This is a genomic window from Ruegeria arenilitoris, assembly GCF_013030985.1.
GTDB classification, from domain to species: domain Bacteria; phylum Pseudomonadota; class Alphaproteobacteria; order Rhodobacterales; family Rhodobacteraceae; genus Ruegeria; species Ruegeria arenilitoris_B.
Window position 1 is genome coordinate 728,779 of the sequence record NZ_WPYP01000001.1, and the last position, 23,609, is coordinate 752,387.

At 60.3% G+C, this 23,609-nt stretch carries 22 protein-coding genes; 12 read left to right on the top strand and 10 right to left on the bottom strand.

Features of this window, described 5'->3' with window-relative positions:
• Positions 1 to 5: 5 nt before the first annotated feature.
• Both pgl and zwf read right to left on the bottom strand, forming a co-directional pair.
• Positions 6 to 677: a 6-phosphogluconolactonase gene (gene pgl / locus GOX88_RS03595; protein WP_170399290.1), complete on the bottom strand. Its 672-nt coding sequence runs from the start codon at positions 675 to 677 to the stop codon at positions 6 to 8.
• Positions 674 to 2,122, bottom strand: a complete 1,449-nt coding sequence (gene zwf / locus GOX88_RS03600; protein WP_170399293.1) for a glucose-6-phosphate dehydrogenase — start codon at positions 2,120 to 2,122, stop codon at positions 674 to 676. The genes pgl and zwf overlap by 4 nt, the downstream gene beginning before the upstream one ends.
• A 165-nt stretch (positions 2,123 to 2,287) precedes the next feature.
• On the opposite strand from zwf, the gene GOX88_RS03605 reads away from it, so the two are divergent.
• Positions 2,288 to 3,241, top strand: coding sequence for a radical SAM protein (locus GOX88_RS03605; protein ID WP_170399296.1), 954 nt, complete (start codon positions 2,288 to 2,290; stop codon positions 3,239 to 3,241).
• On the opposite strand, the gene GOX88_RS03610 is transcribed toward GOX88_RS03605, so the two are convergent.
• Both GOX88_RS03610 and GOX88_RS03615 read right to left on the bottom strand, forming a co-directional pair.
• Positions 3,242 to 3,937 (bottom strand): hypothetical protein, encoded by a 696-nt coding sequence (locus GOX88_RS03610; protein WP_170399299.1) that lies wholly within the window; start codon positions 3,935 to 3,937, stop codon positions 3,242 to 3,244. It lies immediately after the preceding gene.
• Positions 3,938 to 4,041: 104 nt separating this feature from the next.
• Positions 4,042 to 4,311: an usg protein gene (locus GOX88_RS03615; RefSeq protein WP_170325099.1), complete on the bottom strand. Its 270-nt coding sequence runs from the start codon at positions 4,309 to 4,311 to the stop codon at positions 4,042 to 4,044.
• A 193-nt stretch (positions 4,312 to 4,504) separates the two neighbouring features.
• Between GOX88_RS03615 and gyrA the strand changes: the two genes are divergently transcribed.
• Together gyrA and GOX88_RS03625 are read left to right on the top strand one after the other, a co-directional pair.
• Complete coding sequence (gene gyrA, locus GOX88_RS03620) at positions 4,505 to 7,228, top strand: DNA gyrase subunit A (protein ID WP_170399301.1); 2,724 nt, start codon at positions 4,505 to 4,507, stop codon at positions 7,226 to 7,228.
• A gap of 101 nt (positions 7,229 to 7,329) precedes the next feature.
• Positions 7,330 to 7,884, top strand: a complete 555-nt coding sequence (locus GOX88_RS03625; protein ID WP_170399304.1) for a hypothetical protein — start codon at positions 7,330 to 7,332, stop codon at positions 7,882 to 7,884.
• Between the two features lie 87 nt (positions 7,885 to 7,971).
• On the opposite strand, the gene GOX88_RS03630 is transcribed toward GOX88_RS03625, so the two are convergent.
• From GOX88_RS03630 to GOX88_RS03640, 3 genes are read right to left on the bottom strand one after another with little or no spacing between them, the layout of a single operon-like run.
• Positions 7,972 to 9,441: a carboxypeptidase M32 gene (locus GOX88_RS03630; protein WP_170399307.1), complete on the bottom strand. Its 1,470-nt coding sequence runs from the start codon at positions 9,439 to 9,441 to the stop codon at positions 7,972 to 7,974.
• Between the two features lie 5 nt (positions 9,442 to 9,446).
• Positions 9,447 to 10,592 (bottom strand): heme A synthase, encoded by a 1,146-nt coding sequence (gene ctaA / locus GOX88_RS03635; protein WP_170399310.1) that lies wholly within the window; start codon positions 10,590 to 10,592, stop codon positions 9,447 to 9,449.
• 60 nt (positions 10,593 to 10,652) lie between these two features.
• Complete coding sequence (locus GOX88_RS03640; protein ID WP_170399313.1) at positions 10,653 to 11,396, bottom strand: RNA methyltransferase; 744 nt, start codon at positions 11,394 to 11,396, stop codon at positions 10,653 to 10,655.
• A gap of 153 nt (positions 11,397 to 11,549) precedes the next feature.
• On the opposite strand from GOX88_RS03640, the gene GOX88_RS03645 reads away from it, so the two are divergent.
• The 4 genes from GOX88_RS03645 to GOX88_RS03660 all read left to right on the top strand — a co-directional run bounded on the left by GOX88_RS03645 (position 11,550) and on the right by GOX88_RS03660 (position 14,759).
• Positions 11,550 to 12,167: a thiamine phosphate synthase gene (locus GOX88_RS03645; protein WP_170399316.1), complete on the top strand. Its 618-nt coding sequence runs from the start codon at positions 11,550 to 11,552 to the stop codon at positions 12,165 to 12,167.
• A 45-nt stretch (positions 12,168 to 12,212) separates the two neighbouring features.
• Positions 12,213 to 13,106: a PfkB family carbohydrate kinase gene (locus GOX88_RS03650; protein WP_170399319.1), complete on the top strand. Its 894-nt coding sequence runs from the start codon at positions 12,213 to 12,215 to the stop codon at positions 13,104 to 13,106.
• Complete coding sequence (locus GOX88_RS03655; protein WP_170399321.1) at positions 13,103 to 14,017, top strand: pseudouridine-5'-phosphate glycosidase; 915 nt, start codon at positions 13,103 to 13,105, stop codon at positions 14,015 to 14,017. The genes GOX88_RS03650 and GOX88_RS03655 overlap by 4 nt, the downstream gene beginning before the upstream one ends.
• Positions 14,018 to 14,081: 64 nt before the next feature.
• Complete coding sequence (locus GOX88_RS03660) at positions 14,082 to 14,759, top strand: DUF502 domain-containing protein (RefSeq protein ID WP_170399324.1); 678 nt, start codon at positions 14,082 to 14,084, stop codon at positions 14,757 to 14,759.
• Here the strand turns inward: GOX88_RS03660 and GOX88_RS03665 are convergent, their stop codons facing one another.
• Positions 14,760 to 15,785: a patatin-like phospholipase family protein gene (locus GOX88_RS03665; protein WP_170399327.1), complete on the bottom strand. Its 1,026-nt coding sequence runs from the start codon at positions 15,783 to 15,785 to the stop codon at positions 14,760 to 14,762.
• 15 nt (positions 15,786 to 15,800) lie between these two features.
• Positions 15,801 to 16,574 carry a 3-hydroxybutyrate dehydrogenase gene (locus GOX88_RS03670; RefSeq protein WP_170399330.1) on the bottom strand — a complete coding sequence of 258 codons (774 nt, stop codon included), beginning with the start codon at positions 16,572 to 16,574 and terminating at the stop codon, positions 15,801 to 15,803.
• Positions 16,575 to 16,866: 292 nt separating this feature from the next.
• On the opposite strand from GOX88_RS03670, the gene GOX88_RS03675 reads away from it, so the two are divergent.
• Both GOX88_RS03675 and GOX88_RS03680 read left to right on the top strand, forming a co-directional pair.
• Positions 16,867 to 18,681 (top strand): extracellular solute-binding protein, encoded by a 1,815-nt coding sequence (locus GOX88_RS03675; protein ID WP_170399333.1) that lies wholly within the window; start codon positions 16,867 to 16,869, stop codon positions 18,679 to 18,681.
• A 540-nt stretch (positions 18,682 to 19,221) separates the two neighbouring features.
• Positions 19,222 to 19,458: a hypothetical protein gene (locus tag GOX88_RS03680; RefSeq protein ID WP_170399335.1), complete on the top strand. Its 237-nt coding sequence runs from the start codon at positions 19,222 to 19,224 to the stop codon at positions 19,456 to 19,458.
• Here GOX88_RS03680 and GOX88_RS03685 read toward each other — a convergent pair.
• Positions 19,447 to 20,070 (bottom strand): helix-turn-helix domain-containing protein, encoded by a 624-nt coding sequence (locus GOX88_RS03685; RefSeq protein ID WP_170399337.1) that lies wholly within the window; start codon positions 20,068 to 20,070, stop codon positions 19,447 to 19,449. The genes GOX88_RS03680 and GOX88_RS03685 overlap by 12 nt on opposite strands.
• A gap of 65 nt (positions 20,071 to 20,135) precedes the next feature.
• Between GOX88_RS03685 and GOX88_RS03690 the strand changes: the two genes are divergently transcribed.
• The 3 genes from GOX88_RS03690 to GOX88_RS03700 all read left to right on the top strand — a co-directional run bounded on the left by GOX88_RS03690 (position 20,136) and on the right by GOX88_RS03700 (position 23,593).
• Positions 20,136 to 21,653, top strand: coding sequence for a class I adenylate-forming enzyme family protein (locus tag GOX88_RS03690; protein ID WP_170399340.1), 1,518 nt, complete (start codon positions 20,136 to 20,138; stop codon positions 21,651 to 21,653).
• Positions 21,650 to 22,309, top strand: coding sequence for a DsbA family oxidoreductase (locus GOX88_RS03695; RefSeq protein WP_170399343.1), 660 nt, complete (start codon positions 21,650 to 21,652; stop codon positions 22,307 to 22,309). Before GOX88_RS03690 ends, GOX88_RS03695 begins: the two co-directional genes overlap by 4 nt.
• Before the next feature lie 75 nt (positions 22,310 to 22,384).
• A complete protein-coding gene (locus tag GOX88_RS03700) occupies positions 22,385 to 23,593 on the top strand; it encodes a multidrug effflux MFS transporter (protein WP_170399346.1) in 1,209 nt (402 codons plus the stop codon).
• The last annotated feature ends 16 nt before the right edge of the window (positions 23,594 to 23,609 follow it).

The window sequence follows — 23,609 nt, forward strand, 5'->3', positions numbered from 1 at the left end:
CACGTCTACTCCGCCCAGTGAACCGTCATGCCACTGAGCACCGCCGCAATGGGGGCCTCTTCCGGTGGCAGGGACATGGCCTGATTCAGCGCATCGCGCTTGGCCGCCCCAAAGATGATCAGATGTTTCGACAAGGCGCCGTCCAGCACCGGAGCGGTCAGCGTGATCCGCGGTTCCGGCTGTACGTCAGTCCGCGCCACCGCCAGCGGGCGCGCATGGCTGTCCAGCGCAGCCTCAAGCCCATCCATGCCCGGGAACAGGGACGCGGTGTGCATGTCCTCGCCCATCCCCAGCACGACAACCGACAAGGGGCGGATCGGCGCAATCAGGCTTTCGAGTTCGGGCAGCACATCCTCCGGCTCTTCGCCGGGAACATAAAGGGGGATGTACTGCGCTGCCGCGGCGCGGTTGGTCAGCAACCGCTCCCGGATCAGGCGTTCGTTCGAACGCTCATGGTCGCCGGGCACACAGCGTTCATCGGTGGGCAGAACCCGCACCCGGTCCCATTCCAGATTTGCAGCGCACAGGACGTCAAAAACCGGGCCGGGCGTGGTGCCTCCCGGAACCGCCATCGAGACCACGTCATGATGCAGCAAGGCCGATTCCAGCTCGCCCGCCAACTCGTTTGCAACGTCGATGGCCAGCATATCCCTGTCGGCGTATTCTTGTAGTTTCATGGGTTTATCCCTTGCCAGCGGCGACCGTCTCGTTTCATCAGCAGCTCGGCGTCGCCCGGGCCTGTGCTGCCACTTTCATAGGGTTTGGGGACATCTCCGCGCGCCTGCCAGCCCGCGATGATCGGGTCGGTCCAGGCCCAGGCGGCCTCGACCTCATCCCCCCGCATGAACAGGGTCTGGTTACCGCGGATCACATCCATCACCAGTCGTTCATAAGCGTCTGGCGGGTCCTGATTTTCCGGTCCCAGCGCCTCGGCAAAACTCATGTCCAGGGGCACGTCAACCAGACGCATACCACCCGGACCCGGCTCTTTGATCGTCACCTTCAGCGTGATGCCTTCATTGGGTTGCAGACGGATCGACAACACGTTGGCATGGCGCCCGGCATCTGCGCCAAAAATCGAATGCGGCGCATCCTTGAACATCACGTTGATCACCGAGGACCGCGCCACCAACCGCTTGCCCGTGCGCAGATAGAACGGCGTGCCCGCCCACCGCCAATTACTGATATGCGCCTTCAGCGCCACATAGCTTTCGGTCGTTGATCGCGGGTTACCCACGACCTCGCGATAGCTGGGGCCGTCGCCTTCAAACTGGCCGCGTACGATATGATGCGGCTCAACCGGGTCCAGCGCACGGATCACTTTCAGCTTTTCATCACGCACCGCATCCGGGTCGAACTTGGCCGGAGGCTCCATCGCGATCAGACAGAGCAGTTGCATCAGGTGGTTCTGCATCATGTCGCGCATGGCACCCGCGCGATCATAATACTCCTCGCGTCCGTCGATACCAACGGATTCGGCAACCGTAATCTGGATGTGATCCACGTATTGGCTGTTCCACAACGGCTCGAACAGCATATTGCCGAACCGCACGGCCATCAAGTTCTGGACGGTTTCCTTGCCCAGGTAGTGATCAATCCGGTAAATCTGTCCTTCGGAGAAATGCCTGGCCAGCGTTGCATTCAACGCCCGGGCGCTTTCCAGATCGTGACCGAAGGGTTTTTCCACGACAATGCGCGTCTGCTTGGTCGCCAGCTTGTGCGACTTGATGCTTTCGGCCAATGGACCAAACAGGCGCGGTCCGACCGAGAAATAGAACGCCCGCACCCTATCGACGGTCAGCTTTTCCGCCAGCAGGTCCCACCCCTCATCCGACAGCGCGTCCAAAGGAACATAGTCCACCCGCTGAAGGAACGTGCTCAGCGCATCGGCGTCCTGACACTGCTTAGCCGCGTGAGTGCGCAACGATTCGGCGACGATATCCCGGAACGCATCCCGGTCGTAAACCGCGCGGGCGGCACCAATGATCTGCACGTCATCGGGCCATTGCCCCGAGCAGAACCTTCGGAACAGCGCCGGAAGGATCTTGCGTTGCGCAAGATCGCCGGTACTGCCGAAAATGACCAGATCGAACGGGTCAACGGGTATGACACGAGAAACCATGTGTTTTCCCTACCTTACCCCTGCGGTCATGTCTAATGTTAGCGCAACCATTTTTTGACTTTTTTTTCGATCATCAAAACTCTGTCAGGTCTGACCTGTCGCCCTTAACTAACCAGTGTTGAAGCGCTAAGTCAGCACTGAGACAGCAAAGAACCGGATACCGGAATGAAAGACAACGCCCCTCAAAGCGCCAATATCGGCAAGTTTCAGGACAAATTGGTGACAGCTGATGGGCAGACGCGGGCCTCGGTGCCGCTCAGCAACCCCGAGACGCTTTGGTTCAACACCGGAACCCTGTGCAACATAGAGTGCCTCAACTGCTATATCGACAGCAGCCCAACGAATGACGCACTGGTCTATATTACCGCCGATGAGGTGCGGGATTACCTGGATCAGATCAACGCCCGCGACTGGCCGGTGCGTGAGATCGGGTTTACTGGCGGTGAGCCCTTCATGAACCCCCAGATGATCGACATGACCCGCGCCTGCCTTGAGCGCGGGTACGAGGTATTGATCCTGACCAATGCGATGCAGCCGATGATGCGCCGCAGGGTGCAAGACGGTCTGGTGCAACTGCAACGCGACTTTGGCGACAAGTTGACGCTGCGAATCTCGGTCGATCACCACCGGCCCGAATTGCATGACGAAGAGCGCGGCAAAGGCAGTTTCGCCAAGACCCTGACCGGAATGGAATGGCTGCGTGACCATGGGTTCAACATGGCCGTCGCCGGGCGCACAGTCTGGGGCGACACCGACGCCGAAAGCCGCGCCGGATACGCCGCTTTTTTTGCAAAACACAGATTCCAGATCGACGCGCAAAACCCGGGTCAGACCGTTCTGTTCCCCGAGATGGATGAAACTGTCGAAGTCCCCGAAATCACCACTGCCTGCTGGGGCATCCTGAACAAATCTCCTGACGCCGTGATGTGCGCCAGCGCCCGCATGGTCGTGAAACGCAAGGGCGCGGACCGTCCGGCGGTTCTGGCCTGCACCCTGCTGCCTTACGCGCCCGAATTCGAGATGGGGCACACCCTGGCCGAAGCCGAAGCGGACGTTCACCTGAACCACCCGCATTGCGCGAAATTCTGTGTGTTAGGTGGAGCCAGTTGCTCGGGCTGATCAGTTCAGTTCGGGGGACTTCCAGAATTTCGTACCCGACGCCCCGGCCGAAACCCGCCAGCCCTTTTTGTTCAGCACAAAGAACGATCGACCATCGGTGAACCGCACGGTTTCTCCACCACTGTCTTCCCCGTACATCGCCCCGGTTTCTGCGGTCGCGTCATAGCCCTGTTCGATGAATTTCTGCAGATCAGCGGGGGTTTCGAACAGGATCACGAATTTGGTCTCGAACCCGCCGATGCCCACGGCCGCGCCAACACCGCCCGTCCCCATGTTCATATAGGTATGCTGACCGGTATCTTTCGACACAGCCACCCCGCGTCCGTACCCGGCCGAGACCGGAAAAACCGTAACCTTGCGCGAGTCGAACACTGCGTAGCCTGCACTGATGCCATAGAGTTCGTCCGCCTCGGGGTTCTCCGCCAGAAGCTGTGTCAGAACCTCGCTGGCCATCAGGTCCAGTTTGGCGCGGGTCTCTTCCGGCGTGGCCTCATTCGTGACCAGATCAGCGGTCGAGTCGACTGTGTCACCGACGGCTTCCGCACCTTTTCCAACAGTGTCGCCCACCGCTTCGGCCCCTTGCCCAATGGCATCGGCCGCGTTTTCGGCACCTTTCTTGATTTTATCCAGAACACCCTCGGCGAAGGCAGGTCCGCCGATCGACAAGGCGGCGGCAAGAAACAAAACCCGGGACATAAAGCGATTCCGTATGTGACCAATGAATTGGTCGACACCTTAACCCAAGCATCAATAAATTAATGCATCTCAATCGTTACTGGCCCAAAAAAACGGCCTGATACTCAATTTACCCTGAATTCACCCACGACATTGCGCCATTCTCCGGGCGCGATCATCTTGCGGTGCGTAAACCGGACCGAGTGCAGCGGACCTTCGATTTCGCGCTGCCAGAACTCGACAAATTTAAAGAGCTTCGGATGGTCCGGCGCCAGATCGTAATCCTGCCAGATGAACGTGTTCAGAACGTGGATGTAGTCGGGCATGTGGTAGAAGAATTCCGCCGTTGTCAGCCCGTACCCCTTGAGCATCAATTCGGTTTCGCTTTGCTCCATGCAGACCTCCAATTTTGTTGCAAGGTCCCTTCATGATAGCACGAAAACCCCCTAATCCTTAGTTAACAAAGTGTTACTCTGGTGTTACCGGGGTTTTTCGCGGGAATTACGCTGCTTGCTTGCACCTTATGTGCTGGGTCTGATAAGGTAAATCCACAAGATATAGACCCAGAACAATACACGGGCAGTTTACGTGAGCGATACGCCAGAAACCCCAGAAAACATGGATGAAACCCCGCCCGAGCGCCCAGTCTATGACGGCCCGACGGTGTCCATCGAATCCGAGATGCGCACGTCCTATCTGGACTATGCCATGTCGGTCATCGTCTCGCGCGCGATCCCCGATCTGCGCGATGGCCTGAAACCGGTGCATCGCCGCATTCTGTATGCGATGCACGAGACCGGGAACACGCATGACAAGGCGTACCGCAAGTCGGCCCGTCCGGTCGGCGATGTGATGGGTAAGTACCACCCGCATGGTGACAGCGCGATCTATGACGCGCTGGTGCGGATGGCGCAGGATTTCTCGATGTCGCTGCCTCTGTTGGACGGTCAGGGCAACTTTGGTTCGATGGACGGCGATAACCCGGCGGCCATGCGTTACACCGAAGTGCGGATGGACAAACCCGCGAGCGCCCTGCTGGCAGACATCGAAAAAGAGACGGTCGATTTTCAGGACAACTATGACGGCAAGGATCGGGAGCCGACCGTCCTGCCCGCCCGGTTCCCGAACATGCTTGTCAACGGTGCCGGTGGTATCGCCGTGGGTATGGCGACGAATATCCCGCCGCACAACCTTGGTGAAGTCGTTGACGCCACTCTGGCGCTGATCGACGACCCGGACCTGACCTCGGAACAGCTGATCGAATATGTCCCCGGCCCGGATTTCCCGACCGGAGGCGTCATGCTGGGCCGGTCCGGTGCGCGCAAGGCATATCTTGAGGGTCGTGGCAGCGTTATCATCCGCGCCAAGACCCGCGTGGAAGAGATCCGCAGGGACCGCTATGCCATCGTCGTGGACGAAATCCCCTATCAGGTGAACAAGGCCGCGATGATCGAAAAGATCGCCGAAGCCGTGCGTGAAAAACGCATCGAAGGCGTCGCCCACGTTCAGGATGAATCCGACCGCAACGGCGTGCGCGTCGTGGTCGAACTGAAACGCGATGCGACGCCCGAGGTGGTCTTGAACCAGCTCTATCGTTTCTCACCGATGCAGACGTCGTTTGGCTGCAACATGTTGGCGCTGAACGGTGGCCGCCCCGAGCAGCTAACCCTGCGCCGGTTCCTGACCTCCTTCATCGACTTCCGCGAAGATGTTGTTGCCCGCCGCACCGCCTATGACCTGCGCAAGGCACGTGAACGCAGCCACATCCTGTGTGGTTTGGCCGTGGCCGTGTCGAACGTGGACGAAGTGGTCGCCACCATCCGTTCGTCGGCCGACGCCGCCGAGGCGCGCGAAAAGCTCATGACCCGCCGTTGGCCTGCCGCCGAGATCGAAGGTTATCTGCGTCTGATCGACGATCCGCTGTCCAAGATGAATGATGACGGCACCTATAACCTGACCGAGGTTCAGGCCCGCGCCATCCTCGACCTGCGCCTGCAGCGCCTGACCCAGATCGGCGTCAAAGAGGTCACGGACGAGTTGGAAGAACTGGCGGCCAAGATCAAGGAATATCTGGATATTCTGTCCTCGCGCGAACGCATCATGTCGATCATCGGTGATGAGCTGCGCAGCGTACGCGAGCAGTTCGCCGTGCCGCGTCGCACCGAGATCGTCGACTGGTCCGGTGACATGGAAGACGAGGACCTGATCGAGCGGGAAGACATGGTCGTGACCGTCACTTCGGGCGGTTACATCAAGCGCACGCCGCTGGCCGATTTCCGGGCCCAGAAACGCGGCGGCAAGGGCCTGTCGGGGATGCAGACCAAGGAAGAGGATGTGGTTACCAACCTCTTCGTGGCCAACACCCACACGCAGCTGCTGTTCTTCACTACCGACGGGATGGTCTACAAACTCAAGACCTGGCGCTTGCCGCAATCGGGTCGCACCGGCAAGGGCAAAGCGATCGTCAATATCCTGCCAATTCCAACCGGCGTCTCCATCGCGGCGATCATGCCAGTGGATGTCCCGGATGAAGAATGGGAGAACCTGCAGATCGTCTTCGCCACCAGCGCGGGCGACGTGCGCCGTAACCGCCTGTCGGATTTCACCAATGTCCGCCGCAACGGAAAGATTGCGATGAAACTGCCCGAGGATGTGGAACTGGTAAACGCCCGCATCTGCTCGGAAGACGAAGACGTGATGCTGGTCACCAATTCGGGCCGCGCAATCCGCTTCCGGACCACCGACGTGCGCGTCTTCAACTCGCGCGAATCCACTGGTGTACGCGGCATCAGGCTGACGAACGGCGACCGTGTTGTCTCGATGTCCGTCATCCGCCACTTTGAGGCCGGGCCGGACGAACGCGCCGCCTATCTCAAAATGCGTCGTGCCGTGGCAGGCATTGCCGATGATGGTGAGACCGATGAGGATGAAGCAACCCCCGGCACCATCACGCAGGAACGTTATGCCGAGATGTCGGCCGCCGAAAACCTGATCCTGACGATTACGACGGGCGGTTCGGGCAAGCTCAGCTCCAGCCACGATTACCCGGTCCGCGGACGCGGTGGTATGGGGGTCGCGGCGATGGACAAGGCGATGCGCGGCGGTGAACTTGTTGCCTCGTTCCCGGTTGAGATTGACGACCAGATCATGCTGGCCACCTCCAAGGGTCAGTCGATTCGGGTGCCGGTGGACGGCATTTCCTTCCGATCCCGCAGCGCAGGCGGCGTGAAGGTGTTCAACACCGGCAAGGGCGAAGAGGTCGTCAGCGTCGCCTGGATCGCCGATCAGGGTGAAGAAGACACCGAGGAATAATCCTCCAACAAACTGGGCCTCCAAGGGAAACCTTGGGGGCCTATTTTTTCGGCTAGAATTTTAGATGTCGATTTTCAGACGAATATTTTTGGATACGTGCCATGACCTTGAATACTGCGAAATTGAAAGAACAAGTCGCCGCGGCACTTGCTCAGATCGCCAAGCTGGAGGACGCAGGAAAGCTGAAACAGCTTCACGCCAACATCCAACGTCATGCCGCGCTTGAAGATGCAGACCGAGAAATGCTCAACGAAGCGGTCATGATGCGCCTGCGCACTGTGTCTCCGGCGATAGCCACGCGATTGGGTGGTCCAAAAGACGCACAAGCGCGAGAGTTTCTTGAGGGCTTTTTCGAACAGCTTGCGGCAGAGTTCGACCTGTCAGGAAACCGGTTGAAGAACGGCGTCAAAACCGGTGGTCACATGATCAACGGCTCAAAATACATCGACGTCTATATCTCGTACAAAACGGAAACCGGGAAAAACCTCAGCCTGGCATGGATTCAAAAGGAACCCGAAAGCCCGGCCTATTTTCACCTTATGTTGCGCCATGTCGGAGCTGGCGGTGCAGGCGAGCTCAAGAACCAGGAGATTCGCGACGAAACTGAGGCAAAAGAAGCCTACACGCAGGAGCTCAGAAAACTTCTGAGTCTTTGATTTCGAAACCACGCTGGCGCAAACGCCGCCTGATCAGGACACCGACCATGCGGGCGAAATGTGGGGCGGCACCCGATCACAGCATTCTCACAATCCGTACAGCGCCCCAAACTTGCCTTCCAAATAGCTGAGCAACGGCTCCGGCCCCGGCTCCATCCCGCTGGCGCGCCGGATGGTGTCGCGGGGGGTGTAGAGGCCTCCGTGGCGCTGCAGGTTTTCCCGCAACCAGCCTGTTGCACCGGATGTATCGCCGGTGGCCAGTTGGGTATCCAGATCCGGAATCGCAGCGCACAGCGCTTGATAGAGGCAGCCAGCATAGACATTGCCCAGCGAATAAGTCGGGAAGTAACCAAACAGCCCGACCGACCAATGCACATCCTGCAGACATCCGTTCGAGGGCTTGTCGACCGCATAACCGAAATCGGCCTTGAACCGGTCATTCCACGCGGCCTCCAGATCGCTGACCTGCAGGTCTCCGGCCATCAGGGCGCGTTCCAGGTCAAAGCGCAGCATGATGTGCAGGTTGTACTGCACCTCATCTGCCTCGGTACGGATATAGCCGTTATGGACACCATTGACCGTGGCATAGAAGGCGTCGGCATCCGCAATCCCGAAATCGCCGAACGCCTCGACCATCTGATCGTAGAGCCAGCCGGTAAAGGCGCGTGAGCGGCCCAGCTGGTTCTCGTAAATTCGGCTTTGGCTTTCATGCACGCCCATCGATACGCCTTGCCCCAACGGCGTCAGAGCAAAAGCCGGGTTGATGCCCTGCTCATAGGCGGCGTGGCCGACCTCGTGAATGGTCGAGTAGAAGCAGTTGAACGGGTCGGTCTCACTGGTGCGGGTGGTGATCCGCACGTCCAACCCGCTGCCCGAACTGAACGGATGCACGGCCTTGTCGACCCGGCCGGTGTTCAGGTCATAGCCGAAGGTGGTCGCCAGTTTCTGCGACAGGCGCATCTGCGCCAGCTCGCCGAACTTTCCAGTCAGGGCTTGCGGGACAGGTTTGTCCAGAACAGCAGCACGAAGGGCCACCAGACGCGGTCGCAGCTGGTCGAAAATTTCGGCAATCTGTGCGCCCGTCGTGTAGGGTTCGTAATCCTCGACCATGGCGTCGTAGACATCACTGCCTTGCGCCAGCGCCGCGCCCTCTTCGCGTTTCAGCGCGACAACCTCTTGCAGGACGGGCAGGAACGCAGCCACGTCCTCATCCGCACGGGCCTGTGCCCAAGTTCCCTGCGCGGCCGAGGTCACACGCGCGATGGCTTTCGCCAGATCAGCGGGCACCTTGACCGTGCGTTCATAAGATCGGCGGATGTCGCGCAGTTGCGCGCGGGCGACGTCGTCTTGCGGGTCGGCCTGCTCCAGCCACTCGGCCACGCGCGGGTCAGATCGGCGGGCGTGCAGCACTGCCTCGATCGCGGCCATCTCTTCGGCGCGTTGCGGGGCCGCGCCGCGGGGCATCACCGTTTCCTGATCCCAGCCCAACCGCCCGGCAATCTGCCCGAGGGCCGAGGTTTCGCGCTGAAAGACCATCAGGTCGTCATAGGCGGTCATCAGGGTCAGGCTCCGCGGATTGAGGTGGCGATTGGGTAGGCGGTCAGGAACCGCGCGCGCAGGATCAGGGTCCAGACGACAACGGCCATGAACTGGTGGAAAATGGCCAGCTGCCACGGGGCTGCATAGACCACGGTCAGGATACCGATCACGACCTGCAATGACAGAGCCGCAAAGGCCGCGTTGAAGGCGAACCGCGTCTGCGGGTGCGCGCTGGTGCCGCCACGCCGCCAGACGATGATGGCGAAGATGAACAGCAGGTATCCCGCACAGCGGTGAATGAACTGCACCAGACCGGGGCTTTCAAAGAAATTGCGCCACATCGGTTCCAGCATCGCAGCATCAGGCGGCAAAAGCTGCCCGCCGATCAGCGGCCAGTCGGTGTAAGAACGGCCGGCATCGATCCCGGCCACCAACGCACCAATCAGAATTTGTAGAAACGCAAAGTGCATCAGGCCAGTCGACAGCGAGAACAGTTTCGCCTCTTTCGCGCGGCGGGCCTGCATCAGGTCGCGCTCTTCGCGGCCCAATTCAAAGATGTACCACGCAAGGAAGCCAAGGATCACGAAAGCCAGCCCCAGATGCACCGCCAGACGATAGCTGGCCACAGCAATCATACCTTCGCCTTGCGTCACGCCCGAGGCGACCATCCACCAGCCAACAGCACCCTGGACACCGCCCAAAACGCCGGGGATCAGCAGTTTGCCGGTCCACCCGGTCGGGATTTTCCGAGCCACGAGGAAGCCGAGGAACCCAAGCGCCCAGACCAGACCGATCACGCGGCCCAGCTGGCGGTGGCCCCATTCCCACCAATATATGGATTTGAAATCACTAAGCTCCATCCACTGGTTCTGGATGCGCCACTGGTCGATCTCTTTGTACTTGTCAAACTCGGCTTGCCAGTCGGCCTCGGTCATCGGCGGGATGGCCCCGGTGATCGGGCGCCATTCGGTGATCGAAAGGCCACTGTCGGTCAGGCGTGTCAGGCCGCCGACCGCGATCATCACGACGACCAGCGCGAACAGGATCATCAGCCAGACGCGGATCGCACCGCGCGCGCCGCCCCGGCCCCGGTCGATCATGCCGGGCTGCACCGCCTGTTGTTTCTCGGTGTCCGAGACCTCTTCGAAGATGCTGCGCTTACCGCTCATGCCGTCCTCATGTCCTGATTTTCGTCGCAAGCTAGGCCCTGAGTGGAGATAGGTCCAGCCTCAGCCTTTTTCCTTCCAGCGGACCATCTGCCGCATGATCCCGTGCAGCATCTGCACATCCGCCCGCGTCATCCGCATCCGCGACCACAGATTGCGCAGGTTGGTCTTCATCCCTTCGGCCTTTTCGGGCGGGTAGAAGAAGCCCGCCTCTTCCAGCCTGTCCTCGTAATGTTCGACCAGCTTTTCAACCTCGATCCCCGTGGCCCAGTCGCCCTTGCCCAGATCGGTGGACTCATGCACCACATCACCGGTCTGGCGCATCCACTCGTAAGCGGTCAGCAGCACGCATTGCCCAAGGTTCAACGAGGCATATTCCGGGTTCACCGGCACCGAGATGATGGCATTGGCCTTGGCGATATCCTCATTCTCAAGCCCTGCCCGTTCGGGGCCAAACAGCACGGCCACCTTCTCACCCGCCGCAACCTTTTCGGCCGCAATCTGCATGGCACGTTCGGGGCTGTAGACCGGCTTGGTCAGGCCACGTTGCCGCGCCGTGGTGGCGAAGACAAAAGTTTTGTCGGACAGTGCTCCGGCCAGATCGTCGAACAGTTGCGCCTCATCCAACAGCCGCCCTGCGCCGCTGGACATCGCCACTGCCTTGGGGTTCGGCCAACCGTCACGCGGGGCCACGATCCGCATCCGGTCCAGTCCGAAATTCCACATCGCCCGCGCGGCGGCACCGATGTTTTCGCCCATCTGCGGGCGCACTAGCACAAAGGAGGGCTGAGATTTGTCGCTGGGCATGGCTGTCTCCGAAAGTTCCGCCTGCTGTAATCGGCGCATTGGCGCAGGGCAAGGCGTCCGAGCAGCCAATTGCACCAATATCCTGCATAAAAGTTTGCTTCCCCGGCGCAATCCGCTAAACCGCGCCAAAGACTGAAAGCGAAGGACGCGCCAATGGACACCCCCGAGCAGCCGCAGATTTACCTGATCACCCCGCCCACCATCACCTTGAGCACCTTCCCCGACCAGCTTGGCCGCGTGCTGGACGGAGCCGACATCGCCTGCATCCGGCTGGCGCTGGCGGGCAGTGACGAGGACACTATCGCGCGCGCAGCCGATGCCTGCCGCGAGGTGGCTCATGCGCGCGACGTGGCCATCGTGATCTCGAACCACGTTCTGTTGGCGCAGCGTCTGGGTCTGGACGGGGTGCATCTGGATGATGCAGCGCGATCTGTCCGCGCCGCACGCAAGGAACTGGGCGCGGACGCCATCGTTGGCAGCTTCTGCGGGGCATCCAGCCATGACGGCATGACCGCTGGTGAATCGGGCGCGGACTATGTGGCTTTCGGTCCAGTCGGTGCGTCGGCCCTGGGCGATGGCTCAATCGCGGAAAAGGACCTGTTCCAGTGGTGGTCCGAGATGATCGAAGTTCCGGTTGTCGCCGAAGGGGGCCTGACCGCCGACCTGATCCGCGAACTCTCACCCCATACCGATTTCTTCGGCATCGGAGACGAAATCTGGTCGCAAGATGATCCGGTCGCCGCGCTGAAATCCCTGACTGACGCGATGTGAGCGTTAACCCTTGCGCCCACCTCGGGGCTGCGGCATGAGTTCGTCATGACTCAGAACAGCGAAATCCTATGTATCGGCTCGGTCCTGTGGGACGTGATCGGGCGCTCGGCCAGCGCCATGCGGCAAGGTTCCGACGTGCCGGGGCGGATCACCCGCCTGCCCGGCGGTGTGGCTATGAATATCGCCATGACACTGGTCCGGTTCGGCATGACCCCGACCCTGCTGACCGCCATTGGCCGCGATCCCGAGGGCGACGAGTTGGTGAATGCCTGTGCCCGTTTGGGCATGGTAACCGACCATGTCTACCGCTCGCAGGACTTGCCAACCGATCGCTATATGGCCGTCGAAGGCGCCAATGGCCTGATCGCTGCCATTGCCGATGCCCATTCGTTGGAGGCTGCGGGGGCCAAAATCCTGCACCCGCTGATGCACGGTCCTTTGGGCAATGAGAATGCACCGTTCGAAGGCCCTATTGCGCTGGACGGCAACCTGACGCTGACTCTGCTGGAAGAAATCGCACAAAGCCCCGCCTTTGCGCGGGCGGATCTGCGCGTGGCCCCGGCCTCGCCCGGCAAGGCGGAACGTCTGCTGCCCTTCCTGAAACACGCTCGCGCAACGCTTTACGTGAACCTCGAAGAGGCCAGCATCCTTTGCCAGCGCGAGTTCACCGATTCCGAATCCGCCGCAAAGGGCCTGCTGGACCGTGGCGCGCTGCGGGTGCTGGTCACGGATGGCGGCAACTCGGCCACCGTCGGCAGCGCTGATGAGATTCTGACCCAAACACCCCCGTCCGTTCTGGTCACCCGTGTGACCGGGGCTGGCGACACCTTTATGGCGGCGCATATTGCGTCCGAAACCGGCGGCGCCTCCAGCGACCAGGCCCTGTCCCGCGCTCTGCACGCCGCAGCAACTTACGTTTCCGGAGAAACCCCACTGTGATCGACATCCACTATTCTGCCGAGGTCCGCGCTGCCAAAGACGCAGGCCAACCCATCGTCGCGCTGGAAAGCACCATCATCACCCACGGGATGCCCTACCCGCAGAACATCGAGGTTGCGGCACAGGTCGAACAGGACATTCGCGATGCCGGAGCGGTTCCGGCCACCATCGCGGTGATCGACGGCAAACTGCATGTCGGTCTGGAAGCAGATCAGTTGCAGGCACTGGGTCAAGCGCAAGGCGTGGCCAAACTGTCCCGCGCGGATATGGCCGCCTGCATCGCCACCGGCGGCACCGGGGCCACCACAGTAGCCGCCACCATGATCGCCGCGCATTTTGCCGGGATCGAGGTTTTCGCCACAGGCGGCATCGGTGGCGTGCATCAGGGGGCCGAAACCTCGTTCGACATCTCGGCCGACCTGCACGAACTGGCACAAACACCGGTCACGGTTGTGGCCGCAGGTGCAAAAGCGATCCTTGATCTGGCCAAAACGCTGGAAGTTCTGGAAACGCTGGGCGTTCCCGTTATCGCGCATGGTCAAGACGAATTCCCCGCCTTCTGGTCAGCCAAGTCGCCCTATGCCGCACCCCTGCGCATGGACACAGCCGAGGACATCGCCAAAGCCCACGCCACCCGCCGCGCGCTGGGTGTGCCCGGAGGCCAACTGATCGCCAACCCAATCCCCACCAACGATCAGATCCCAGCCGAGGAACTGGCCCCCATCATCGCTTCGGCCCAGACCGACGCAGATACGCACCGGATTACCGGCAAAGGCGTCACGCCCTACCTGCTGCAGCGTATTTACGAACAGACCGAGGGGCGCTCGCTGACCGCCAATGTCGCACTGGTGCGCAACAACGCGAAGCTGGCAGCAGGAATCGCTCGGGCACTCACAGAAAGATCAGCGTGACATAAACCTATTGTACCAAGGCCCCGGACTGCTTAACTAATTCGGCGAACCACTCAGGACTGCAATGAACACGCCTTTTGACGAAGAACCACACCGCCGACCGGGCCTGTTTTCCCGGCTGCGTGCGTCTTTTCTGACGGGCGTCGTTGTCATTGCGCCTGTGTGGCTGACCATCTGGCTGATCTGGTCCGTAGTGGGATGGGTCGACAGCGCGGTGCTGCCGCTGATCCCGCAACAGTTCCAGCCCGAGGAATACGTCGGCGTCAACCTGCGCGGCGTGGGTGTGGTCATCTTCCTGATCTTCACCGTTCTTGTCGGCTGGATCGCAAAGGGTATCCTCGGTCGTTCGCTGATCCATTTCGCGGAAAGCCTTGTTGACCGGATGCCTGTGGTCCGTTCGGTCTATTCCGGGATCAAGCAGATATCGGAAACGGTATTTGCACAGACGGAAAGGTCATTCGAAAAAGCCTGCCTGATCCAGTACCCGCGCCGCGGCATCTGGGCGATCGGCTTCGTCTCGACCACCGCCAAGGGCGAAGTCAGCGACCGCGCGGAAACCGGTGGTGAACTACTCAGCGTATTCGTCCCGACCACGCCCAACCCGACATCGGGCTTTCTGCTGTTCTTCCCCGAAGAGGACGTGATCCTGCTGGACATGTCGATCGAAGAGGCCGCGAAGCTGGTGATTTCTGCCGGGCTTGTCTATCCGAACGAAAAAGACCCGACGCAGCCGCCGGAATAATCAGCCGAACATCTCAGGCAGGTTGACGGTGCTGCGTTCGCCCAAATCGGCTTTGTGATCGCTTATGAACCGATGAGCCGCTGCGCGCCCGGCGTCTTTCAATTTATGCAGAACAACCGGGTTCGGCACTGTCTTTGTCGCCACAGACAGATCGTTCATCAATGCATCATCCGCGATCATGTGGACCAGAACACGGCTCATCTCTCCGGCTTTCAGCTTGCCTTCGGCCAGCAGCCGCTGAACAAAACTGATCGCGCGCAGCTCGCGAAACAGGGAGGAGTTAAAGCTGATCTCGTTGATCCGGTTCTGGATTTGCTGCGGCGTTTTTGGCACCTCGTCGCGTTCCAGCGGATTGATGTTCACGATCACCACGTCATCTGGCAGATCATTGTTGAACAGCGGGTAAAGCGCCGGGTTGCCGGTAAAGCCGCCATCCCAATAGGCCTCGGTCCGGCCCGATTTAGGATCAAAAATCTCAACCGCCTGAAACAGGGTTGGCAGGCAGGCCGAGGCCAGAATGGCATCCGTCGAAATCTCATCCCCGGTAAACACCCGAATCTTGCCGCTGCGCACACAGGTGGCACAGACATGCAAACGCGGGCCTTCGTCGGCGCAGATTTCATCGAAGTTGAACCGGTCCACCACCGGCTCCAGCGGGTTGCGGTAAAACGGACCATAGGCATAGGGCGACACCAGCCGCGACCAGGCGTCCCCGACCGAAAACGGCAGAGAGTACTCCATCGCCTGTGCAATCTGCGCCGGCTCTATGGCCTGCATCCAGTTAGCAAGACGCATGTCACCAACCGCACCCATCCGTTCCCACAGCCCATTCAGATTGGCGCGCGCACCGTCGCGCCCATCCCGGACCATACCGGATTTGAAAGCCGCCCCATTGAGAGCACCTGCCGAGGTTCCGGTGATCGCCGCAACCTCGATATCTTCCTCATCCAGCAGCCGGTCGAGAACACCCCAGGTGAACGCCCCATGCGCGCCCCCACCTTGCAGTGCCAGATTGATCCGTTTCACCTTGGGCCTCCTAAATCAAAGGGCCGTCCAGCCACCATCCACGGAAATCGTCGTACCCGTGATCTGCGCCGCCGCGTCAGAGCACAGGAACACTGTCGTACCACCCAGTTGCTCGACCGTTGCGAACTCTTTCGAGGGTTGCCGCTCCAGCATGACGTTCTTGATCACGTCCTCGCGGCTCATGTCGTATTCCTTCATCGTGTCTGGGATCTGCGCCTCGACCAGCGGCGTCAGCACATAGCCCGGGCAGATCGCGTTGCAGGTGATCGGCTCCTGCGCGGTTTCCAGTGCCACTGTCTTGGTCATCCCGACGACGCCATGTTTCGCCGCGATGTAGGCCGCCTTGAAGGGTGATGCCGTCAGCCCGTGCGCCGAAGCGATATTCACGATCCGTCCCCAGCCGGCCGCGCGCATCATCGGCAGCGCCGCCGCCATGGTGTGATAGGCCGAGTTCATGTTGATCGCGATGATCGCGTCCCATTTGTCCACCGGGAACTGGTCGATCGGCGCGACGTGCTGAATGCCCGCGTTGTTCACCAGAATGTCGCAAGCCCCCGCCTTTTCGATCAGCGCGCGGCACTCACCACCGACGGACATGTCCGCTTTGATGTAACGCGCCTTGGTGCCGGTCTCTTGCGAAATCTCGGCGGCCAGCGCGTGATCTTCCTCCCGGTCGGTGAACGAGTTCAGAACTACGTCGGCCCCGGCCTTCGCCAGCTCGCGTGCGACGCCCAAACCGATCCCCGAATTCGACCCCGTGATGATCGCTGTTTTTCCCGAAAGGTTCATGGGCTCTCTCCCTCAAAATCTGTTTCCCGCGCACAGTGCCATGCTGCATCTGCAAAGAAAACGGGGAAACATCCGGGTTTCGAAATCACATGAAAGTATGCCAAAAAAAACGCCCGCGCGAGGCGGGCGTTAAGTTATTGAGGCAGGTTTCATACAGGCAAGAAACCTATCGAGCAGTGCATCCTTTATACGCAATTCCCTGCCTTCGTCCAAGCTAAAAGTTTGAAAATAAGAAAAATCATCGGTACGGTGAATCCCAACAAAATAAGGCCAGAGCAGGATTGTTTCCAAAATGCGCCCCGATTTTCTACGCCCCGTTCGCCCAGTGATTGCGGGAATCGCTACTGTTTTTGCCGCCACAATTGCTGATGCAGAATCGACCCATGGCATAGCTATGTACGGGGACCCTGCCCTACCACCGGATTTTGTGTCTCTGCCCTACGCCAACCCCGAGGCGCCGAAAGGTGGCAAAGTTGTTTTCGGAAATACCGGCGGCTTCAACAGCCTGAACCCCTTCGTGCAGAAAGGCACCGCGCCCTGGCAGCTGCGGTTCTGGACGCATGAAAGTCTGATGGGCCGGTCCTGGGACGAACCTTTCACTCTTTACGGGTTGTTAGCCGAATCAGTTGAGACCGCGCCCGACCGGTCCTGGGTCGAATTCACCCTGCGCGAAAACGCCCGGTTTTCGGATGGCAGCCCGGTTACCGTGGACGATGTCATCTGGTCATATCAGACGCTGGGCACCGAAGGGCATCTGCGCTATCGCGGGTTGTGGGGCAAGATCGACAGCATAGAACAGACCGGGCCGCGCACGGTGCGGATCACCTTCAACGAACCGGACCGTGAGCTGGCGTTGATCGCCGGCCTCCGCCCGATCCTGCAAAAAGCGCAGTGGGAAGGGAAAGATTTCGCCAATGCGTCGCTACACGATGTTCCCCTCGGATCGGGGCCTTATGTGGTCGATGATTACGAGGCCGGACGCTTTGTGACCCTGCGGCGGAACCCCGACTATTGGGGCGCCGATATCCCGTTTCGGCGCGGCACCATGAACCTCGATGAGATGCGGATCGAGTTCTACGGCGATGGCACCGTTCTGTTCGAGGCGTTCAAGGCTGGCGAACTGACCGCAGTGCGTGAATTCAATGCCGACAAATGGGACACCCAATACAGCTTCCCCGCCGTACAACGCGGCGATGTGATCAAAACAGAGATTCCACATGGCAAACCTTCGGGCATGACCGGGTTCGTGATGAACACGCGCAAAGCCCCCTTCGACGACTGGCGCGTGCGCGAAGCGCTGCTGCTGGCGTTCAACTTCGAATACATCAACGATACGATCACCGGCGGCGCACAGCCCCGGATCACTTCGTATTTCTCGGGGTCCGATCTGGGTATGCAGCCCGGCCCCGCCACCGGCCGCGTTGCCGAGTTGCTGCAGCCCTATGCCGGCGACCTGCCACCAGATGCGCTGGAGGGCTACGCGCTGCCCGTGGGGGACGGCTCGGCCCGCAACCGTTCCAATATCCGTAAGGCCAACAAACTGCTGTCCGAGGCGGGCTGGACTGTTCAGGACGGCGTGCTGCGCAATCAGAACGGCGAAGACTTCTCGATCACCGTCCTGCTGCAACAGGGGGACACCGAAAGCCAAACGGCCATTGAGATCTATACCCGAGCGCTGGAACGCCTGGGCATTCAGGTCAACGTTGAACAGGTGGACAGCGCCCAATTCACCGGTCGCACTGCCGAACAGGATTTCGACATGACCTTCTTCCGCCGTGCTCTGTCCCTGTCGCCGGGCAATGAGCAGCGCCTGTACTGGGGCAGCGAAAACGCCGACACACCGGGCACGCGCAACCTGATGGGGGTTGCCTCTCCGGCAGTGGACGGACTGATCGATGCGATGCTGGCCTCGGAGAGCCACGAAGACTTCGTAGCCGCCACCCGCGCGCTGGACCGGGTTCTGACCGCCGGGCGCTATGTTATTCCGATCTGGAATTTCGACGTCGGGCGCATTGCCCATGCCAAAGAGCTGAAGCAGCCCAAAACCGTGCCGATCTACGGTGATGGGCCGGAATATATGCCGCAGGTTTGGTGGTACGAAGAGTGACCATTTCGGGCTGATCGTCTGCGAAATACGCCACAGGACCTTCAACACGAAGATGTCTTTCACCCGCAGGTTTAAACCGGATGAAATGCCATGCCAAATGGTCGCACCCTTCGGCGGATTTCGGCACACGCGCAAATCACAACCATATATAGCGCAGACATAACTCAACCTACGCTACATACAGTGAAAACACCCATTTCCAGCGAAAGTCGGAAAAATAACCACAAGGGGCTTTACGGATCGCACCTCAACGAGGTAGCCTATCTGTATTTAGACGCACCGTTTGATCAGATTATTACTGATAAATTCGTTAGATAGCTGATCTTTCGACGCGTCCTACCTGAGTTTTGCGGACCGGCCTCCACTCACTCACACCTCAGGTCCGTAGGCCCGTCGCGCGATCAGCGTGACGGGCCTCTTTGACCTTACGTAAGATCAAACCAGGTGCGACATTTTGTCATGCACGCCGACTCTGGTGCCCTCCGTACCCTGATGTAAGGGCCGAGCAGCCGTGAAACCCGAATTACGGATAGCTGACAAATGTTGAACTGGACTGACCTGACGCAAGACTGGGACGCTATGTATTCACGCGCAAAACGGCGTTTTCCGAACCTGCGCGATCAGGACAAGGTGCGGCTGTGCAAAGACCGCAAAGGGTTCGAAGCATACTTGGCCGAACGCCACCACCTGACCGTGAATGAAGCACACGAAGAGCTTGAGGATTTTCTGTTCACCGAAGGCCTGAACCGCGAGTTCAGCCGGTCTTTAAGCAAGTGACGTGACCCAGAGGATCATCGCATCCTCGTCACTGACCGAAATAACGTTGTGCCCCATGCTGCCGTCGTAATAAGCGCTGTCCCCCCGACGCATTTCGACGGGTTCGTAGAACTCGGTATAAAGCTGGACCACCCCCGTCAGCACATACAGGAATTCTTCGCCATCGTGGCGCACCCAGCCGTCAAACTCATCCATTGACCGCGCGCGCACGCGGGCGCGATAGGGCAGCATCTGCTTTTTCGTCAGGTTTTCGGCCAGAAGTTCATGTTCATACGTCGCGGTAGGATGTGCGGCCCCTTCACCCATCCGCGTCACCGCCATACGCCCGATTACCTGATCGCGTTGCGGCGGTGTGAACAGCTGCGGCACCGAAATCTCCAACCCGATCGCCAGCTTTTTCAGCGCGTCATAGGTGGGCGACATCTGCCCGTTTTCGATCTTGCTGAGGGTCGAACGTGCAAGCCCCGCCTGTGTGGCCGCCTGTTCCAGCGTCCAGTTCCGCGCCTTGCGCAATTGGCGCACGCGTGCGCCCAGATCAAGCGGTTCAAGCTCGGCATGGTTGCCCGAGTCCCGCGCGATGCGGATCAGGGAAGGTTGTTCGTTGGTGCTCATGTGCAACTCTATAGGCCCAGCCCGTCCCGCTTGCAACGCGCCAGGCACCAAGGTAGCCAGTTGCCATGCTGTCTGTTTTTGATCAGGGGCCACCTTCGCCCTGCCCTGCGCCCTTCAATCTGGCCGCTCATGTGCTGCGCCGAACGGATGATGATCCGGAGAAGATAGCGTTGTCTGTGCTGCGTACCGACGGTGCCGAGGACTGGACCTATCGCGCGCTCAGATCCGCCATTCTGGGCACCGCCACAGGTCTGCTGCGCGCGGGGTTGAAACCGGGTGACATTGCGTTGATGCGGTTGGGGAACACAGTCGATTTCCCGATTGCCTATCTTGGGGCGATTGCGGTCGGGATCGTGCCCGTCCCGACATCCTCGCAACTGACCGAGCCGGAAACCGAACGCATGATTGCGGATCTGCAACCGGCCGCCATTCTGCGGGACCCGGCCGTCGCCTGCGCACCGCACCCTCTGCAGATCACGTTGTCCGAGCTGACCGCAATGCGCACCCTGCCCCCGGCCGAGTTTCAGATGGGCGACCCCGAGCGGCTGGCCTATGTCGTCTATACCTCGGGCACGTCCGGCAAACCGCGCGCGGTGGCCCATGCCCATCGCGCGATTTGGGCGCGTCAGATGATGGTGGATGGCTGGTACGGGCTGCGGGATACGGATCGCCTGTGCCATGCAGGCGCGTTCAACTGGACCTATACACTGGGCACCGGGTTGATGGATCCCTGGACCATTGGCGCAACTGCCCTGATCCCCGAACCGGGAACCGATCCGGACGCCCTGCCCGCCCTACTGCAGCAACACCGCGCGACAATCTTTGCTGCTGCCCCCGGCGTGTTTCGTAAATTGCTGAAAACGTCAGAGGACATGCACCTGCCCACGCTCCGCCACGGCCTCTGCGCGGGCGAGAAACTGTCGCGGCACCTGCACGCGCAATGGGCCGAGGTGACGGAAACCGAACTCTACGAAGCCTACGGCATGTCCGAATGCTCCACCTTCATCTCGTCCAGCCCGACCCATCCAGCGCGGGGCGAGTCATTGGGACAGCCGCAACCGGGTCGCAGGGTGGCGATCCTTGGGCCCGATGGACCTGTGCCGCAGGGCCAGGAAGGCACCATTGCCATTCACCGCTCTGATCCTGGCCTGATGCTGACCTATCTGAACGCGCCGGACGAAGCCGAAGCACGGATGCAGGGCGATTGGTTCCTGACCGGCGACCAAGGTGCGATGGCCGTCGATGGGCAGATCACTTATCTGGGCCGCGACGATGACATGATGAATGCGGGCGGCTACCGCGTCTCACCGGTCGAGGTCGAGGCCACCTTGTCCAAATTCCCCGGCATCACGCAGGTCGGCGCAGCCGCGGTTGAGGTCAAACAGGACACATTTGTGATAGCTGCCTTCTATACCGGGCCGGAAAAGCTGGACGACGGTGCCCTGCAAACCTATGTGGAGGCAAATCTGGCGCGGTACAAACAACCACGTGCCTTCATTCACCTGCCTGAACTGCCAACCGGCGGCAACGGCAAACTCCTGCGCCGGGCGCTGCCGGCCTATTTCAAGGCGACCACACCATGACCCAGACCGTCAAACTCGACATCATGTCCGACCCGATCTGTCCATGGTGCTATATCGGCAAAACCCATCTGGACAAGGCACTGGCCGCGATCCCGGATCATCCGATGGTGATCGAATGGCACCCATTCCAGCTGAACCCAGACATGCCGGACGAAGGAATGGATCGGCGCGAGTATCTGGAGCGCAAATTCGGCGGCAAGGACGGGGCCGTGCAGGCCTATGCGCCGGTGGTTGAACACGCTGAGAAAGCCGGGCTGAGCATCGATTTCGAAGGCATGAAACGCACCCCCAACACGCTGGACGCCCATCGCCTGATCCACTGGGCCGGGATCGAGGGTAAGCAGAACGAGGTCGTGGACGCCCTGTTCGACGCCTATTTCGTGCAGGCCCGCGATATCGGTGACCATGAGGTTCTGGCCGATATCGCCGACGGTGCCGGCATGGACGCTGCCGTGGTGCTGAAACTGTTGAAATCCGACGCCGACCGCGAGGACATCCGCAATCGCGACAGCCATTCGCGTCAGATGGGCGTCAATTCGGTGCCGACCTTCATTGTGGCCAACCAGCACGCTGTTCCTGGTGCGCAACCGCCTGAAATGTGGGAAAAAGTGATCGGCGAGATCATGTCTCAACTTGAGGCCTCCCCTGCAAATTAGCACAGAGGTCTGTGCGCATTGATGCCTAGCGCCGCCTGACATGTCGTGATAGCGCGGTCAGGTCAGGAGGGCGCAATGACCAATCGCATGTCAAAAGGTGAGTTCATCGCACTTGTCGCAATGATGTTTGCGACGATCGCGTTCTCTATCGATTCGATGCTGCCCGCCCTACCCGAAATCGGCGCGCAGCTCAGCCCCGATGACATCAACCGGGCGCAACTGATCCTGACCTCTTTCGTACTGGGCATGGGGATCGGCACGTTCTTCATGGGGCCTCTGTCCGACGCGTTTGGACGCAAGCCAGTGATCTTTGTCGGCTCGGCTTTGTACATTGTGTCCGCTGCCATTGCCTGGGCCAGTTCCTCGCTAGAGCTGCTTCTGATTGCGCGGGTCGCGCAGGGCGTCGGCTGTGCCGCGCCGCGCGTTGTAGCCATGGCGATTATTCGGGACCTGTACTCGGGTCGTGAAATGGCGCGGATCGTATCCATCGCCATGATGATCTTTACGCTGGTGCCTGCGGTGGCGCCCATGCTGGGGGCCGGGATGATCGCTCTGACAGGGTGGCGCGGTATCTTTGTGTCGTTCATGCTGTTCTCACTGATCACCATTGTCTGGATGGGCCTGCGCCTGCCGGAATCCCTGAAACCCGAGAACCGCAGGCCATTGCGCCTGCCCCTGATGGTCTCTTCCGCGCGCGAGATGTTTACACACCCCACTGTCCGGGTTTCGATTTTCGTGCAGACCCTCTGTCTGGGAATGCTGTTCACCACGCTGACCATGGTGCAGCCGGTCTATGACGTGATTCACGACAGCGCCGACAGCTTTCCCTTCTGGTTCGGTTTCGTGGCCCTGATGTCCGGGTCCGCCAGCCTGCTGAACGCGGCGCTGGTGATCCGCGTGGGGATGCGGCGGCTGGTGACCTGGGCATTGGGCGCGCAGATCGTCATCACCATCGGCGTCATCAGCTTGAACGCGATGCCCCTGTCACCGAACCTGTCCTTTGCGGTGTTCGTGTTCTGGCAGACCTCGATCTTTTTCATGGCGGGCATGACGATGGGCAACCTGAACGCCATCGCGATGGAACCGATGGGCCATATCGCTGGCATGGCGGCCTCGGTCATCGGTGCGGTCTCGACCGTTCTGGCCGCTGCCATCGCAGCCCCCATAGGGTTGCTGTTCGATGGCTCGCTGACGCCGCTGACCACCGGCATTCTGGTCATGAGCGTGACCGGCTTTGGCCTGATGCTGCATATGGGCCGGATCGAAGACAGACTGCCCGCCTGACCTGTGCAGACAGTGC